This window comes from Streptomyces sp. NPDC000594 (genome assembly GCF_040299965.1).
Classification (GTDB): Bacteria; Actinomycetota; Actinomycetes; order Streptomycetales; family Streptomycetaceae; genus Streptomyces.
This window is the reverse complement of record NZ_JBEPCY010000005.1, coordinates 95,556-110,309: the sequence shown is the minus strand read 5'-3', so window position 1 is coordinate 110,309 and position 14,754 is coordinate 95,556. Positions and strand designations below refer to the sequence as shown.

Annotated in this window: 14 protein-coding genes; 6 read left to right on the top strand and 8 right to left on the bottom strand. The window is 73.7% G+C overall.

The window, feature by feature from the left end:
* Nucleotides 1-56 precede the first annotated feature (56 nt).
* The gene (locus ABT354_RS09730) at nucleotides 57-1,082 is read left to right on the top strand and encodes a Gfo/Idh/MocA family protein (RefSeq protein WP_351491312.1); all 1,026 of its coding nucleotides are present in this window, start codon (nucleotides 57-59) and stop codon (nucleotides 1,080-1,082) included.
* A gap of 46 nt (nucleotides 1,083-1,128) precedes the next feature.
* Here ABT354_RS09730 and ABT354_RS09725 read toward each other — a convergent pair whose 3' ends face one another.
* The 3 genes from ABT354_RS09725 to ABT354_RS09715 are packed head-to-tail and all read right to left on the bottom strand — an operon-like array spanning nucleotide 1,129 to nucleotide 4,232.
* Nucleotides 1,129-2,304 (bottom strand): cytochrome P450 family protein, encoded by a 1,176-nt coding sequence (locus ABT354_RS09725; protein WP_351491310.1) that lies wholly within the window; start codon nucleotides 2,302-2,304, stop codon nucleotides 1,129-1,131.
* A 9-nt stretch (nucleotides 2,305-2,313) separates the two neighbouring features.
* Nucleotides 2,314-2,988, bottom strand: coding sequence for a response regulator transcription factor (locus ABT354_RS09720; RefSeq protein ID WP_502983375.1), 675 nt, complete (start codon nucleotides 2,986-2,988; stop codon nucleotides 2,314-2,316).
* Complete coding sequence (locus ABT354_RS09715; RefSeq protein ID WP_351491306.1) at nucleotides 2,985-4,232, bottom strand: sensor histidine kinase; 1,248 nt, start codon at nucleotides 4,230-4,232, stop codon at nucleotides 2,985-2,987. Before ABT354_RS09715 ends, ABT354_RS09720 begins: the two co-directional genes overlap by 4 nt.
* 144 nt (nucleotides 4,233-4,376) lie before the next feature.
* Here ABT354_RS09715 and ABT354_RS09710 point away from each other — a divergent pair, with 144 nt between their 5' ends.
* Nucleotides 4,377-4,619 carry a hypothetical protein gene (locus ABT354_RS09710; RefSeq protein WP_351491304.1) on the top strand — a complete coding sequence of 81 codons (243 nt, stop codon included), beginning with the start codon at nucleotides 4,377-4,379 and terminating at the stop codon, nucleotides 4,617-4,619.
* On the opposite strand, the gene ABT354_RS09705 is transcribed toward ABT354_RS09710, so the two are convergent.
* The 3 genes from ABT354_RS09705 to allB form a co-directional block, all read right to left on the bottom strand.
* Nucleotides 4,607-5,224: a dihydrofolate reductase family protein gene (locus ABT354_RS09705; RefSeq protein ID WP_351491302.1), complete on the bottom strand. Its 618-nt coding sequence runs from the start codon at nucleotides 5,222-5,224 to the stop codon at nucleotides 4,607-4,609. The two genes, ABT354_RS09710 and ABT354_RS09705, sit on opposite strands and share 13 nt — an antisense overlap.
* Nucleotides 5,225-5,385: 161 nt before the next feature.
* Nucleotides 5,386-6,570: an allantoicase gene (gene alc, locus ABT354_RS09700; RefSeq protein WP_351491299.1), complete on the bottom strand. Its 1,185-nt coding sequence runs from the start codon at nucleotides 6,568-6,570 to the stop codon at nucleotides 5,386-5,388.
* Entirely contained in the window at nucleotides 6,567-7,886 is a 1,320-nt protein-coding gene (allB, locus tag ABT354_RS09695) for an allantoinase AllB (protein ID WP_502983387.1), read from the bottom strand. The genes alc and allB overlap by 4 nt, the downstream gene beginning before the upstream one ends.
* Nucleotides 7,887-8,117: 231 nt before the next feature.
* Here allB and ABT354_RS09690 point away from each other — a divergent pair, with 231 nt between their 5' ends.
* Complete coding sequence (locus ABT354_RS09690; protein WP_351491294.1) at nucleotides 8,118-8,921, top strand: IclR family transcriptional regulator; 804 nt, start codon at nucleotides 8,118-8,120, stop codon at nucleotides 8,919-8,921.
* A 172-nt stretch (nucleotides 8,922-9,093) separates the two neighbouring features.
* On the opposite strand, the gene ABT354_RS09685 is transcribed toward ABT354_RS09690, so the two are convergent.
* Together ABT354_RS09685 and ABT354_RS09680 are read right to left on the bottom strand one after the other, a co-directional pair.
* Nucleotides 9,094-9,780, bottom strand: coding sequence for an alpha/beta hydrolase (locus tag ABT354_RS09685; protein ID WP_351491291.1), 687 nt, complete (start codon nucleotides 9,778-9,780; stop codon nucleotides 9,094-9,096).
* 197 nt (nucleotides 9,781-9,977) lie between these two features.
* Nucleotides 9,978-10,298 (bottom strand): DUF5955 family protein, encoded by a 321-nt coding sequence (locus ABT354_RS09680; RefSeq protein ID WP_351491289.1) that lies wholly within the window; start codon nucleotides 10,296-10,298, stop codon nucleotides 9,978-9,980.
* A 608-nt stretch (nucleotides 10,299-10,906) separates the two neighbouring features.
* Between ABT354_RS09680 and ABT354_RS09675 the strand changes: the two genes are divergently transcribed.
* The 3 genes from ABT354_RS09675 (at nucleotide 10,907) to ABT354_RS09665 (ending at nucleotide 14,738) form a co-directional block, all read left to right on the top strand.
* A complete protein-coding gene (locus tag ABT354_RS09675) occupies nucleotides 10,907-11,542 on the top strand; it encodes a nucleotidyltransferase family protein (RefSeq protein WP_351491287.1) in 636 nt (211 codons plus the stop codon).
* Between the two features lie 179 nt (nucleotides 11,543-11,721).
* The gene (gene aceB / locus ABT354_RS09670; protein ID WP_351491285.1) at nucleotides 11,722-13,374 is read left to right on the top strand and encodes a malate synthase A; all 1,653 of its coding nucleotides are present in this window, start codon (nucleotides 11,722-11,724) and stop codon (nucleotides 13,372-13,374) included.
* 59 nt (nucleotides 13,375-13,433) lie between these two features.
* Nucleotides 13,434-14,738 (top strand): FAD binding domain-containing protein, encoded by a 1,305-nt coding sequence (locus tag ABT354_RS09665; RefSeq protein ID WP_351491283.1) that lies wholly within the window; start codon nucleotides 13,434-13,436, stop codon nucleotides 14,736-14,738.
* Nucleotides 14,739-14,754: the final 16 nt, after the last annotated feature.

Here is a 14,754-nt window from a genome sequence, read left to right as displayed (position 1 = left end):
TCCGGATGTCAGGACAAACTCTTGACACGGCGCCCGGCTGGCTCCATTTTGGGCGCATGCGCATCGGAGTCATCGGAACGGGACGTATCGGCGCCTTCCATACGGCGGTGCTCGGCCGCCATCCGGAGGTCGGCTCACTGGTGGTGACGGACAGGGATCCGGCGAGGGCGGCCGAGATCGCCGACCGGACCGGGGCCACGGCGGTCGCCGGGACCGAAGCCCTCTTCGCCTCGGGGGTGGACGCGGTGGTCATCGCCTCGGCGACCGCCTCCCACGCCGAACTGATCGGCCGCGCGGCGGCGGCCGGAGTGCCCGCCTTCTGCGAGAAACCGATCGCGGTCGATCTGCCGGGGACCCTCGGCGCGCTGCACGCGGTGGAGTCGGCGGGCACCGTGCTCCAGCTCGGCTTCATGCGCCGCTTCGACGCCGGGTACACCGCCGCGCGCGCTGCCGTGCGCTCGGGCCGGCTCGGCCGGCTCCACACCGTCCGCGCGATCACCTCGGACCCCGCGCCGCCGCCCGCCGCCTATCTGCCGCTCTCCGGCGGTCTGTACCGGGACTGCCTCGTCCATGACTTCGACATACTGCGCTGGGTCACCGGGCGGGAGGTCGTGGAGGTGTACGCGACCGGCTCCGACGCGGGCCCGGCGATGTTCCGCGCGGCGGACGACGTGGACACGGCGGCGGTGGTGCTCACCCTCGACGACGGGGTGCTCGCCACGGCGACGGCGACCCGGTGCAACGGCGCGGGGTACGACGTACGGATGGAGCTGGCGGGCGAGCGGGACACCGTCGCCGTGGGGCTGGCCGACCGGACCCCGCTGACCTCGGCCGAGCCCGGGGGGCCGGGCGCGCCGGAGCAGCCGTGGCCCGGCTTCCTGGAGCGGTTCGCCCCCGCGTACGAGGCGGAGCTGCACGCCTTCGTCCGGGTGGCCCGGGGCGAGGCGGAGAACCCCTGCGACGGGTGGGAGGCGCTGGCGGCGCTGCGGATCGCGGAGGCGTGCGAGCGCTCCCGGCGGGAGCGGCGCCCGGTGCGGATCGCGGAGGTCCCGGTGGGCCCGGCCCCCGCGGCCGCCGGCTGAGCCCGGCCGCGCCCCGGCCCCTGGCGGGAACGGGGCGCGGACCCGCTCACCAGCGGACGGGCAGGGTGCGGGTGCCCCGCATCAGCAGGCCCGGCATCCACTCGGGCGGCCCCGCCGCCGGATCGGCGGCCAGCCCGGGGAAGCGGGTCAGCAGCGCCTCCAGGGCGATCCTCGCCTCCAGCCGGGCCAGCGGCGCGCCGACACAGAAGTGGATGCCGTGCCCGAAGGCCAGATGGCCGCGGGTGTCCCGGCCGATGTCGAAGGCGTCCGGGTCGGGGAAGCGCGCCGGGTCGCGGCCGGCCGCCCCGATCCCGACGATCACCGTCGCCCCGGCGGGTATCACGGTGCCGCCGATCTCGACCGGGACGGTGGTGTACCGGCCGGTCGCGGTGTCCACCGGGCCCTCGTACCGCAGGCTCTCCTCGATCACCGCGTCGAGCAGCGAGGGATCGGCCCGGACGGCGGCGAGCTGCGCGGGGTGGGCGAGCAGCGCCCGGGTCGCGTTGGAGATCAGATTGACGGTGGTCTCATGGCCCGCGACCAGCAGCAGATAGCCGAGCCCCCGCAGCTCCGGTACGGAGAGCCGGTCGCCGTCCTCGTCATGTGCGGTGATCAGCGCGGAGAAGAGGTCGTCGGCGGCCCCGCCGTTCCGTTTCGCCGCGATGAGGGTGTCGAGATAGGCGGACAGCTCGTCCAGCACCTGGACCCCGGCCGCCTCGCTGCTGGGCGCCACCACCTCCTGGGACCAGCGGCGGAAGGTCTCCCGGTCCCCGGCCGGGATGCCCAGGAGTTCACAGATCACCGTGATCGGCAGCGGGAAGGCCAGGGCCTCGATCAGATCGCCGCGCCCGGTGGGCGGCAGCGCGTCCAGCAGCCCGGCGGTGATCTCCGAGATCCGGGGGGCGAGCTGTTCCACCCGGCGGGCGGTGAACTCGCGGGAGACCAGCCGCCGCAGCCGGGTGTGGTCCGGCGGGTCGGTCTCCAGGAGGTTGGGCCCGATCGGATGGATCTCGTAGACCGGGTTCCCCACCGCCTGGGGGGACTTGGCCAGCCGGGGGTCGGTGAACGCGGCGCGGGCCTCCTCGTATCCGACGATCAGCCAGAAGTCGAAACCCCGTGGGTCATGGAGATGGTGGACCGGTCCCAGCTCACGCCAGTGGGCGTAGTACGCGTAAGGGTCCTCGTTGAAATCCGGAGCGACCGATATATCGATGACGTCCATGCGTCCAGCCTAAACATCGTCCAGGAGACCCGCGTCATGGACCAACAGGGCGATTTGCACACGGTTGTTGAGGTCCAGTTTGGCGAGGATCCGGGAGACATGGGTCTTCACCGTCGGCAGGCTCAGATAGAGCGTCGCGGAGATCTCGGCGTTGGAGCTGCCCCGGCCGACGGCGACGGCCACCTCCCGCTCCCGCTCGGCCAGCGACTCCAGCCGGGCGAGGGCCGCGGCGCGGCGCGGATCACCGCTCCGGGCGCGTGCCCCGTCCGCGACATGGGACATCAACTGCCGGGTCACGGCCGGGGAGAGCACCGGGTCCCCCGCCGCCACCCGGCGCACCGCATGGACGATCCCGGCGGGCGGGGTGTCCTTCAGGACGAAGCCCGCCGCCCCGGCGCGCAGCGCCCGCAGTACCTGTTCCTCGGCGTGGAAGGTGGTCAGCACCAGTACCTCGGGGGCGCCGGGCCGCCCCCGCAGCGCCTCCGTGGCGGTGAGGCCGTCGACGCCCGGCATCCGGATGTCCATCAGCACCACATCGGGGGCCAGCCGGTCGACCAGCGCGGGCACCTCGGAGCCGTCCGCGCCCTCCCCCACGATCTCCAGATCGCCCACTCCGCCGAGCATCAGGGCGAGGCCCGCCCGTACCAGGGGGTCGTCGTCCACGACCAGCAGCCGGATAGTCATGCCGCCCACGGTAGCCAGGCGCTGACCCGGAAGCCGCCCCGGCCCGTCGGTCCATGGCTCAGGCTCCCCCCGGCCAGGGTGGCGCGCTCGGTGAGTCCGATCAGGCCCTGGCCGGAGCCGGGGACCCGGCCGGGTTCGCCCTCGGGGGGCGGGTTGTCGACCCGTACGGTGACGCCGTCGCCGGGCGCGCCCCGGACGGCGACGGTGACCTCGGCGCCGGGCGCGTGCTTGCGCGCGTTGGTCAGGGCCTCCTGGGCGATGCGGTAGACGGTGCGGCCGGTGGCGGCGGGGACGGCGGCCGGCTCGGTGATCGTGTTGTCGAGGACGACGCTCATCCCCGCCGCGCGGGACTCGGCGATCAGCGCCTCCAGCGTGGCCAGGGTGGGCTGGGGGCGATCGGAGCCCTCGACGCCCTCGCCCTCGCCGGGGGTGCGCAGCACGCCGATGATCTGGCGCAGGTCCTGGAGGGCCTCATGGGCGCTGTCCCGGATGACCCCGGCGGCGCGGGCGATCTCGGCGGTGGAGGCGTCGGGCCGGAACTCCAGGGCCCCGGCGTGCACGCTCAGCAGGGTGAGCCGGTGGGCGAGGACATCGTGCATCTCCCGGGCGATGGCCTCCCGGGCCAGCCGCTGGGCCTGCTCGGCCCGGAGCGCGGCCTCGGCCTCGGCGCGCTCGGCGCGGTCCCGGAGGACCAGGACGAGCTGGCGGTTGGAGCGGACGAGCATGCCCCAGCCGATCATCAGCAGCACCAGGGCCACCCCGAGGGCGATGGCCCCGAGCACACCCATGGTGGGGTCGGGGCGGACCAGTGGCTGAACCACGGTGCTCAGCAGGGCCACCGCGCCGACCAGGAGGACCCGCCGGAAGGGCCGGTGGACGGCGACGGTGAAGACGGCGACGAGGAAGGCGCCCCCGGCGGGCGGGACGAGGACGCTGACCACGGCGAGGGTCAGGGCCAGCTCCACCGGGCGGCGGCGCCGGGCCCAGACGGCACAGCAGGCGGCGGCGGCCACCAGCTGGTCGACCAGGAGGAAGGGCGTGTCCCCGTTGACGGCCTCGCTGGTGTCGAGGGCGGTCAGGGCCACCAGGGCGGCGAGGAGGAAGGCGGTGATGTCGACGACCCAGTCCCGCACGGTCCGGCGGGGGTACCCGCCCCGCCCGGTCTCCCCCCGGCCCTCGGGGGTCCCGCCGGGCGGGCCCGCCATGGCCGAGGGCAGCAGCCAGGGATACTCCGTGCGCGTCATGGCTCCAACGTACGCATCGGACGGGCGGCAGGGGTCCATCGGGCGGCGGGGGCTACCAAAGTCGGCGAAGGGAAGACTTTGGACGCAGGGCCCCATCCCGTGGACGGATCCGCCGGACCGGGTGGAACGCCCAGGCTGGGGCCCATGAACAAGGTGCTGGAATGGGTCGGCGGGGTGCTGCTGCTCCTCGGGGTGTGCGGAGTGATCCGCGAGCTGACGGGGTGGCTGCCCTTCATGGGGGCCACCCGCTTTCTGACGGAGAACGTGGAGTATCTGGGGGATCGCGCGGTCTTCACCAATGCGGTGATCGCGGTACTCGGCTTCGCGCTGGTGGCGGCTGGGCGGCCGGCGGTGAGCCGGGGGCGCCGGGTCGCCTACGCGCTGTAGTCGCCGTAGGAGGGGCGGCCGGCCAGTTCATAGGTGTGGATGGCGACCCCCGTGCCGGTGGTACGGGCGTCGATGTGCCGGAAGGCGGTCGGCGGGGTGCCCTCGGGGAAGAGGCGGATCCCCGTGCCGAGGACGACCGGGAAGACCAGCAGCCGCAGGGTGTCGACCAGGTCATGGGCGAGGAGGGTGTGGGCGAGCCGTCCGCTGCCATGGGTCTGGAGCTCGCCGTCGGTGCGCTCCTTGACCGCGCGGACCTCGGCGGGCAGGTCGTCCCGGCCGATGACGGTGGTCGGCGCCCATGCGGGGTCGGTGAGGGTGGTGGAGGCGACGTACTTGGGGAGGGAGTTGAGACGGGAGGCGATCGGGTCGGTGGGGTCGGTGACGGCCGGCCAGTACGAGGCGAAGATGTCGTAGGTCCGCCGGCCGAGCAGAAACGCCCCGGCGCTGTCGAACACCTCCGTCATGAACCGGCCGAAGTCCTCGTCCCCGTAGGGAACGGACCAGCCGCCGTGCGCGAAGCCGCCGCTGGTGTCCTCCTGGGGGCCGCCCGGGGCCTGGAGGACACCGTCGAGGGTGAGGAAGGTGGTGAGGGAGAGCCGAGCCATGGCCGTGCCTGCCTTGCCTGGGGGTACGGGTGGGTCATCAGGGGTGCATGGGGTTCATGAGGGGTGACCGGGCGGGAGCCCGGGACTCATCGGTGATCCTCACCGCCGCTCTCCGCCGGTGCCACCGGGCGGGGCGGCCCCGGCCGGCGAACGGGGCCGGGTCAGGGCCGCAGGAAGTGGTGGCGGTTGTGGAGGCGGATGGTGGCGTCGGCGGTGAGGGTGCCGAGGACCCGCAGCCGGGAGATACCCCCGTCCGGGTGAATCTCCAGCCGCACCCGGTCCCCCGTGACCGGCCGGTCCAGGACGAAGCGGTGGACGGTGTCGGGCTGGAGCCGGGTGGCGGGGAGGATCTCCGTCCACCCGCTCTCCGCGCCGTTCGACCCCTCCGTACCGCCGACGCCGTCCGTACCGTGCCCGCCGTCCCGGACGAACAGTGCGGCCCAGCCCGCGCTGTTCCCCTTGAGATACGCCGTGTCGATCTCCACCGCGCGGATCTCCGCCCGCTCCACCAGCCGGTAGCGGATCCAGTCGTGCCCCCGGTCCCGGCGGCGGCGGGTCTCCCAGCCCTCGTCCATCCGCCGGGCGCGCCCCGGCCGGATGGTGTTGTCGGCCGGTGAGTAGAAGAGGTCGGACGCGTCCTCGACCCGGCCGCCGAACTCCTGGGCGACCAGGTCGAAGGTGCCCAGCGCGCCGAGCCAGACGGGGTCGGGGACCACTTCCCCGTACACCCGCAGCCGGGCCACACCCCCGTCGGGGTACTGACGCAGCCGCAGATGGGTGAAGCGCCGTTCGACCCCGACCGCGAACCCGTTCGCGGCATGCCCGCCGACGGGGGTACGGGGGACGAGGGTGGTCCAGGCGGTGTCCCCGGCGAGGAGTTCCTCCGGTGCGGGGGTGCCGTCGACGGCGGTGGCCTCGACGGAGACGGCGCTCGGGTGGTTGCCCCGGAAGTGCGCGGTGTCGACGACGACGCCCCGGACGATTCCCGGCGCCCCCAGCCGGATCAGCGCCCAGTCGTGGTCCCCGTCCGCCGGATGCGGCCGGCCGGGCCCGGTGCCCCGGCGGCGGCGGGTCTCCCAGCCGTCCATGACCTTGCCCTTGGGGCCGAAGCGCTCGGGGTCGAAGACGGCGGGCCCCGGTGTCAGCAGATGCTCGCGCTCGGCGAAGAACTCGTCGTTGGCGGCGACGACCCCGCCGCCGAGCCGCCGGTCCGCGAGATCGGTGAGCCGGTCGAAGGGGAATCCGTCCGCGCCCGGCGAGCGGTAGTCGGCCCAGGGATCGCCGCCCCGGTAGGGCAGCGCGTCCCCGGTGAAGGACGGAACGGCGGGTACGGAACGGGGGGTCATGGGCGGTCGTCCCGATCGATCAGCCGGCCGGTGGGCCGGGAGGGAACCCCGTCCGCCGCGATCCGTTCACCGCGCAGCCAGGTGGAGCGGACCACTCCGGTCAGCTCCCGGTCCGCGTACGCGGTCACGGGGTTGCGGTGGTGGAGCCGGGCGGGGTCGACGGTGAAGCGCTCATCGGGCGCGAGGACCGTGAAGTCCGCGTCCCGGCCGGGGGCGAGCGCGCCCTTGCGGCCGAGGCCGGCCAGGCGCGCGGGCCCCTGGGACATCCAGCGGGCGACCTCCGCCAGGGTGTGTCCCCGCCGCCGGGCCTCCGTCCAGATCACCGGGAGACCGAGCTGGAGCGAGGAGATCCCGCCCCAGGCGGAGGCGAAGTCACGGGTCTTCAACTCGGCGGTGCAGGGCGAGTGGTCGGAGACCACACAGGTGAGGGTGGAGTCGGCGAGACCGGCCCAGAGCGCCTCCCGGTTGGCGGCGCCCCGGATCGGCGGGCAGCACTTGAACTCGGTGGCGCCGTCGGGTATCTCCTCCGCGGTGAGCGCGAGGAAGTGCGGACAGGTCTCGGCGGTGATCCGCACCCCCTCCGCCCGCGCCCGGGTGATCAGCGGCAGGGCGGAGGCCGAGGAGAGATGGAGCACATGGACCCGGGTCCCGAACCGCCGCGCGCCCTCGATCAGCCGGGCGACGGCGCTCTTCTCGGCCGCGTCGGGGCGGGAGTCGAGGAAGTCGGTGTAGCGGGGGCCGGGCCGCTGCTCCGTCAACCCGCCGGGGTCCTCGGCATGGACGATCAGCAGTCCGCCGAAGGAGGCGACCTCCGCCAGGGCCCGTTCCAGCGCGGGGGCGTCCAGTTCGGGGAAGTCGGGCACACCGGAGGGCGAGAGAAAGCACTTGAAGCCCTGGACCCCGGCCCGGTGCAGGGCCCTCAGCTCCCCGGTGTTGTCCGGCAGCGCCCCGCCCCAGAAGCCGGTGTCCACATGGACCCGGTGCCGTGCGGTGTCCTGTTTGATCCGCAGATGCTCCACGGTGGTGGTGGGCGGTACGGAGTTGAGCGGCATATCGATCAGGGTGGTGACACCGCCCGCCGCGGCGGCCCGAGTGGCCGGTCCGAACCCCTCCCAGGCGGTGCGGCCGGGGTCGTTCACATGGACATGGGTGTCGACCAGGCCCGGAAGGACGGCGTCACCGCCGAAGTCCTCGCACCGCGCCCCGGCGGGTACGGGGGTGTCGTACGGCAGCACCGCCATGACGGTGCCGCCCCTGATCGCGACGGCGGCCGGCCGCTCCCCCTCGGGCGTGATCACCCGGGTGGATCGCACCATCAGACCCACGTCGTTCTCGGTCACCCGTTCTCCTTCCACACGGACATGCGAAAGTCAACGAACTGTTGAAGGAGTGTTCACCCGGGCCCCCTTGACCGTCAAGAACAGGGAGCACTTTCTTCTTCCGCCCGCCGGAAAGTTGATTCCATTGGGCAGAAGGACGGCTCACCCGGGACGGGCGCGGGCCGGTAGGCTGCACACCTGCCCGTCCGCCCGAAAGGACCGCCATCCGTGCCGACTTCCAGCGCCAGCACCTCCGACGCCGCCAAGTCCGCCAGCAGCGGTGGCGTGCAGTCCCTGGAGCGCGCCTTCGACCTGCTCGAACGCATGGCGGACGCGGGCGGTGAGGTCGGGCTCAGCGAACTCTCCGGCAGCAGCGGGCTACCGCTGCCCACCATCCACCGGCTGATGCGCACCCTGGTCTCCTGCGGTTACGTCCGGCAGCAGCCCAACCGCCGCTACGCACTGGGCCCCCGGCTGATCCGGCTGGGCGAGTCGGCCTCCCGGCTGCTCGGCACCTGGGCCCGCCCCCATCTGTCCCGGCTGGTCGACGCCACCGGCGAGACGGCGAACATGGCCCTGCTCGACGGCGACGAGGTCGTCTATGTGGCGCAGGTGCCGTCCCGGCACTCCATGCGGATGTTCACCGAGGTGGGGCGGCGGGTACTGCCGCACTCCACCGGGGTCGGCAAGGCGCTGCTCGCGGGGGCCACCCCCGACGAGGTGCGCGCCCTGCTGGCGCGGACCGGGATGCCCGCGGCCACCGACCGGACCATCACCTCGCCCGAGGTCTTTCTGCGGGCGCTGGAGGAGGTGCGCCGCCAGGGGTACGCGATGGACGACAACGAGCAGGAGATCGGGGTGCGCTGTCTCGCCGTCCCGGTGCCGGACTCCCCCACCGCGGCGGCGGTCTCCATCTCGGGGCCGGCCGGCCGGGTCACCGAGGCGGCCACCTCGGACATCGTGCCCGCCCTCCAGGAGGCGGCGCGCGCCCTGTCGGCGGAGCTGAACAGCACCGGCACACTGAGCGGCTGACCCGGGCACGGGACACGGGCGGTACGGGCCACCGGCAGGACAGGTACGACGGCGGGACAGGTACGGCGGTACGGGTGCGACCCACGGCGCCGGTACGGGTCCCGGCGCACGGGCGGGGCGCGCGGCCCCGCTCCCCGGGGTCACGCGCCCCGGCAGGGGCCCGGCCGCCCGCTCAGCCCGACGCCGCCTCGTCGATCAGATCGGCGATGTCCTGCGGGTGGGAGGCCAGCGAGGCATGGCTGGCGTCCAGTTCGATGATCTTGCGCGGGGACATCCGCTCCGCCATCTTCCGCTCGTTGTCCGGGTGGATCATCCGGTCCGCCGTGGACACCTGGTACCAGGTCGGCTTCTTGCGCCAGGCCGGGTCGGTGATGTTGTCCCCGAAGGTCGAGGCGAGCGGTGCCTTCTGGGTGACCGCCATGACATACGCCTCGTCCTCGGACAGGTCGGCGCCGAAGCTCCAGTGGTACTTGTCCTGCTTGACCCAGAGGTAGCCGTCCGAGTCGGGCACGAGATTGTCGAACGCGGCGGGCGGCAGCTCCTGGCTGATCTGCCCGGGGCTCTCGCCCGCGTCGGGCGCGAACGCCGCGACATAGACCAGTCCGATGACGTTCGGCAGATCCCCCGCCTCGGTGATGACGGCGCCACCGTAGGAGTGCCCCACCAGCACCACGGGTCCGTCGATCTGCTTGACCATCTTCCGGGTGCGCTCGGCGTCCTCCGCCAGCGAGGTCAGCGGGTTCTCCACGGCGTGCAGATCGCCGTAGCCCCGGCGCCGCAGTTCGAGAATCTCCTTGCCCCAGTGGGCCGCGCCTCCCCAGAACCCATGGACCAGCACGATTGCAGGCTTGTCAGCCATGTTTCGACTTCCTCTGGACGAGAGTGGATGAATGCCACATCTCGCCCCACGCTAAGTCGACCCCGGCGACCCCGCCACCGCTGCCGGATCCGCCCGCGTCCACACCCGCGAGCGGTCCGGCACCCGGGCGTACGGGGTCCACCGGAGGAGCTGTACGGGGGTCCGCCGCCCGGACGCGTGAACCCCCGACCCTGGGGCTACCGGGACGCCTCCCCGAAGAGGTCCACCGCACCCCGGACCTGCAACAGGGCCGGGCCCAGCGCGCTGACCGATCCGATCGCCCCGGCGATCAGCAGCAGCGAGCGCCGCATCCGGGGAATGTCCGGCTGCCCGCCCGTCGCCATCGCGGCCAGTACCACCAGCTCCCGATCGGCGATGTCCCGATCGGGAAAGCGTCCAGGATTTCCGGCCAGCTCCCGTCGGAGCCGCAGAACCGTCACCCCCAGGGCCGTCATCCGCGGATCCTTTGTCTCTGTCCCACTGTTTGTCACCGGCGTCTGCCCCACGCTGCGCAACAAAGCTCTCCCCCTCGCACACCTCCGGGGACGGTCCGCACGACCGTCAGTCGACGGTCAACCACCCAGAGTTGCGGGCAAGTTAACGCCATGACGCGCGGTACGCGCCACTCAAGGGGACGAATTCAGGCCGACGGCTGTACGGGTTCGGTCGCATTGCGCCAAACGGTCATATGGCGGAGGTGTGAGCCGTCTTGGTCCGGGGTACGGGCGATCCCGCATCGGAACACGCCGCTCAGACGCCCCGAACAGCACCGGGCGGGTGCCTCCGGGCCCCGGCCGGGGAGCGCCCGGCGCCGGGCCCGGGTCGCCCGGGGGCCCTTCCGGGGGATGGACGGACGGGGTGGAGACCCGGCATTTCGGCCATGGTGCGACAGAAACGGTCCCTTCGGCGCCGTCTTGTTCTCACCCGGGCAGACCAACGTCAGGGCTATCACGGGGTGAATTCGGGGCATCGGACTTGACATTCCGGTGACCGAGCGTCATCGGTCCGCTGCGGAGACGGGATCAGAAGCAGAAACGGAAGCGCGGGCGGAAGGGTGCCGGGTAAGAGCGCCGGGGCCACCGCACAGGACGCACACGGACGCACACGACGGAGGGCGGTACATCCGATGACCCCAGCGGAGACATCCGGCGCGGCCGGGAGCGCCTCCGGCCCCGCGACCGTCGCCGGACTGCTGCTCGCGGCCGGCGGCGGGCGGCGGCTGGGCGGCCGGCCCAAGGCGCTGCTGCCACACCGTGGCGCCCCCCTGGTCGAGCACGCCGTCCGGGCCCTGCGGGAGGGCGGCTGCCACCCCGTGCATGTGGTCCTGGGCGCGGCGGCCGACCGGGTGCGGGCCACCGCCGACCTCAGCGGCTGTGTGGTCGTGGAGAACCCGGCATGGGCGCTGGGCATGGGCTCGTCGCTGCGGGCGGGGCTGGCGTCGCTGGCCGCGTCGGGCGCCGACGCGGCCCTGGTGGCCCTGGTGGACCAGCCGGGGGTGGGAGCGGCGGCGGTGGCCCGGGTCCGTGCCGCGTACCGCTCCCGTACCGCACTGGCGGCGGCCGGGTACGACGGTCTGCGCGGCCATCCGGTGCTCATCGGCGCCGACCGCTGGGAGGGGGTCGCGGCCGGCGCCCAGGGCGACCGGGGCGCCCGCGCCTATCTGCGGTGGCACACCGCCGCGCTCCAGCTGGTGGAGTGCGGCGACATCGCCGACCCCCACGACATCGACACCCCCGCCGACCTCGACCGCCTGACCCCGTAGCGCGGACGACCGACGACCGGCGACCGGCAACCGGCGCCCCGTGGCCGGTCACCACCCTTGCACTTCCACCATGAGGAAACTAACGTCCGCACAACAGAAATACCCCGATCGATCGCTCCCTCCCCGGGCCCCCGGGCTCCCTGGCCCCGCCGCCCCGCAGCCGAAGGAAGTGACCGCTCATGACCGCACCAGCGCCGTCCCGGCCGGCCGTCGTCACCGGCCCGCCGCTGCCCCGGCAGGACGAGATCCTGACCGAACCGGCCCTGGTCTTCCTGGCCGAGCTGCACCGGCGCTTCACCCCGCGCCGGGCGGAACTCCTGGCCCGGCGGGCCGAGCGCCGCGCGGAGATCTCCCGTACCGGAACGCTCGACTTCCTCCCCGCCACCGCGGCGATCCGCGCCGACGACTCCTGGCGGGTCGCCCCCGCCCCCGCCGCCCTCCAGGACCGGCGGGTCGAGATCACCGGCCCCACCGACCGCAGGTCGACGGTCAACGCCCTCAACTCCGGGGCCCGCGTCTGGCTGGCGGACTTCGAGGACGCCTCCGCGCCCACCTGGGAGAACGTCATCACCGGCCAGCTGAACCTGAGCGACGCGTACCACCGGAGGATCGACTTCACCGACGAGCGCACCGGAAAGCCGTACACCCTGCGCCCCGACGCCGAACTGGCCACCGTCGTACTGCGCCCACGCGGCTGGCATCTGCCGGAGCGCCATCTCCAGGGACCCGACGGCGGCGATCTGCCCGGCGCCCTGGTCGACTTCGGACTCTCCTTCTTCCACCACACCCGCCCGCTGCTCACCCTCGGCAAGGGCCCCTACTTCTATCTGCCGAAGCTGGAGTCCCATCAGGAGGCACGGCTCTGGAACGATGTCTTCCTCTTCGCCCAGGAGTATCTGGGCCTCCCCCGGGGCACCGTCCGCGCCACCGTGCTCATCGAGACCATCACCGCCGCCTATGAGATGGAGGAGATCCTGTACGAGCTGCGCGAACACGCCTCCGGGCTGAACGCGGGCCGCTGGGACTATCTCTTCTCGCTCATCAAGAACTTCCGTGACGGCGGGCCGCGCTTTGTCCTCCCCGACCGCAACGCGGTCACCATGACCGCCCCGTTCATGCGCGCGTACACCGAACTGCTGGTGCGCACCTGCCACCAGCGGGGTGCGCACGCCATCGGCGGGATGTCCGCCTTCATCCCGTCCCGCCGTGACCCCGAGGTCAACCGGGTCGCCTTCGAGAAGGTCCGCGCCGACAAGGACCGTGAGGCGGCCGACGGCTTCGACGGCTCCTGGGTGGCCCACCCCGATCTCGTCCCCCTCGCGCTGGCCTCCTTCGACGCCGTCCTCGGCGAGCGGCCGCACCAGAAGGACCGGCTGCGCGAGGAGGTCTCGGTGGCCCCGGGCGATCTCATCGCCCTCGACACCCTGGACGCCCGCCCGACCGGCGCGGGGCTGCGCAACGCCGTCCAGGTCGGGATCCGTTACATCGAGGCATGGCTGCGGGGCGTGGGCGCGGTCGCCATCTTCCATCTGATGGAGGACGCCGCCACCGCCGAGATCTCCCGTTCCCAGATCTGGCAGTGGACCCACACCGGTGTCGTCCTGGAGAACGGCGAGCGGGTCACCCCGGAGCTGGTCCGCGCCCTCGCCTCGGCCGAACTCGACGCGCTCCGCGACGCGCTGGGCGAGGAGGCCTTCGCCGCCGGGCGCTGGCGGCAGGCCCACGATCTGCTGCTGAAGGTCGCACTGGACGAGCGGTACGAGGAGTTCCTCACCCTGCCCGCCTATGAGCTGCTCACCGGCCGACCCCACCGGACTCCCCCGGCCCTCTGAGCCCCGCGCATCCCGGCATCCTCCCCCGCCGGACGCCGCCCGGCTGCCATGATGCGGCCATGACGGAACTGCGAGCCGCCGTCGTGGGCGGCAGCATCGGGGGGTGTGCGGCGGCGCTCGCCCTGCACCGGGCGGGTGTCCGGGACATCACCGTGTACGAGCGGACCGAGGGCGACCTCGCCGAACGGGGGGTCGGGGTCGCCGTCCTCGAACCCCTCGGCCGGGAGCTGACCACGGCGGGATATCTGGCCCCGGACACCCCCTGGGCCCCGATCTCCCGCCGTCGCTGGTACGTCAGGGGCGCGGGGGGACCGCTGGGACGCCTGATCCACACCGAGGAACCCTTCGCCCTGCGCGCCTACACCTGGGGGGCGCTCTGGCGGGGTCTGCGCGCCTCGCTCCGGGGCCGGGCCGACGTCCGCACGGGGGCCACCGTCCACTCCGTCATCCCGGCGGCGGGCGATGCCCTCCCGGGCGCCGAGGTCCGTACGGCGGCGGGGACCCGCCACCACTCCCTGGTGATCGGCGCGGACGGCTATCGCTCGGTGGTGCGCGAGGCCGTGAGCCCCGGGGTACGTCCCTCGTACGCGGGGTACTGGGCCTGGCGCGGCGCCTACCCGGAGCACCGGCTGCCCGGCGCGGCGCGCTGGGAGCGGGAGACGGCGGCGTATGTGGTCTTCGACGGCGGCCATCTGGTGGTCTACCGGATCCCGGACGGCACCGGCGGACTCCGGGTCAACTGGGTCCTCTACACCGCCCCGCCGCCGGAGCTGGAGCGGCCGGGGCCCGAGCCGGGCAGTCTGCCGCCCGGCACCCTCGGCTCCCGCCCGTACGCCCATCTCACCGCGCTGGCGGCGGAGCGGCTGCCGCCGTTCTGGGCGGAGGTGATCGGCCGGACCGACCCCGGGGAGCTGTTCGTCCAGCCGCTGTACGACTTCACCGCCGAGCCCGGGGTCAGCGGGGCGGTCGCCCTCCTCGGGGACGCGGCCACGGTGGCCCGTCCGCACACCAGCGCGGGGGCGGTCAAGGCCCTCCAGGACGCGCTGGCCCTGGAGACCGCGCTGCGCCATGCGACGGACGGGACGGACGGGACGGCGGAGGTCGGCGGACGGGCGGGGGCGCTACGGGCCGACCGGGCGCTGCGGGCCGACCGGGCGCTGCGGGCCGACCGGGCGGTGGGGGCGCTGCGGGCGTACGACACCGTCCGGGCCGCCCGGGGCCGGGCCCTGGTCGGTCTCGGACGGCGGCTGGGGCGGGCCCTGGTGGAGACCCCCGAGGACTGGTCCACCGTCGACGACGCGGGGCTGGCGTCGATCTGGGCCCGCGCGGACGCCGCCGGACTCTTCGGCGGACGGACCGGCTGACGGACCGGCTGACCCC